The sequence below is a fragment of the Priestia sp. P5_B4 genome, from assembly GCF_056400385.1.
The window spans coordinates 1-1,160 of sequence record NZ_JBFULJ010001072.1 but is presented as its reverse complement, the minus strand read 5'-3'; the positions used below and the strand labels follow the sequence as shown (position 1 = coordinate 1,160).

Here is a 1,160-nt window from a genome sequence, read left to right as displayed (position 1 = left end):
CATGATGAGATATAAATCTTTGAGRTTGGGGGCAAAAATGATGCCTTTTTATACATTAAAAGACGGTGCAACTTTGTACTATGAACAACAAGGGGAAGGAACACCTATTATTTTCATTCACGGAGTTTGGATGAGCAGTCGTTTTTTTCATAACCAGCTTTCTTTTTTTTCAAAACAGTATCAAACTATTCTTTTGGATTTAAGAGGACATGGAAATTCAAGTCATACTCCATACGGCCATACAATTTCCACTTATGCTCATGATGTGCATGAGTTTATAACCACTCATCAATTAAAAGACGTCATATTAGTAGGCTGGTCGATGGGTGCTTTTGTTGTGTGGGAATATTTGAAACAATTTGGTCAAGAAAATGTAAAAGGAAATATTATTGTAGATGAAATGGCTTCAGATTTTAAATGGCCCGACTTTCCGATCGGTGCATTTGATTTACCTGCGCTTATTTCGCTGATGCAGGGTATTCAGCTTGATCGAACAAGTACATTAGAAAATTTTATTCCGCTTATGTTTAAGGATGAATTAACTGAAGAAGATAAACATTGGGTTATGAAAGAAGTAACGAAAATGCCTGAGTCGATAGCCAGTGCTATTTTGTTTGATCAATCCATAGTGGACTATCGAGATTTTCTACCGTTTATTGCAATCCCTACCTTACTATGCTTTGGAAAAGAAGAAAAGCTCATTCCGGTAGCAGCTGGAAGACATATTCAAAAGCTGGTTTCAGGTTCTGTACTTGAAGTTTTTGAGAACAGCTGCCACTGCCCTTTTCTTGAAGAAAGCGATCGATTTAACAAAGTTGTGAGCAACTTTATCGAACATATCTAATTTACAAACTTAAAGAAGCAGCGCTTTAGCTACGCTGCTTCTTTAAATGAAACCTTTTATGCCTTTATGTATTGCTTTAGGGTAATAAAATCTCGCGTCCGTCATAGGCAAAGCTTACGTTTTCACCTGAAAGCATCTCGGCGTGCTTTTGGATATCAATATCATGTGATAAATGAGTAAACACCATGTTTTTGGCCTGTAGCTTCGCTTTGATCTCCATTGCCTCTGTCACGTCATATACGGATCTTTTTTCTTTTTGAAGATATTCTTTCCAGAAAGATGTACCAAATATCAGTAAATCTAAGTGGTAAAAGGG

General features: G+C 36.7%; 1 protein-coding gene and 1 pseudogene. One reads left to right on the top strand and one right to left on the bottom strand.

The window, feature by feature from the left end; genetic code table 11:
* The first annotated feature begins 40 nt into the window (after positions 1 to 40).
* A complete protein-coding gene (locus tag AC1DRF_RS28885; RefSeq protein ID WP_377573653.1) occupies positions 41 to 844 on the top strand; it encodes an alpha/beta fold hydrolase in 804 nt (267 codons plus the stop codon).
* A gap of 76 nt (positions 845 to 920) precedes the next feature.
* Here the strand turns inward: AC1DRF_RS28885 and AC1DRF_RS28880 are convergent.
* Positions 921 to 1,160: pseudogene (locus AC1DRF_RS28880) on the bottom strand (MBL fold metallo-hydrolase); the annotation flags it as partial.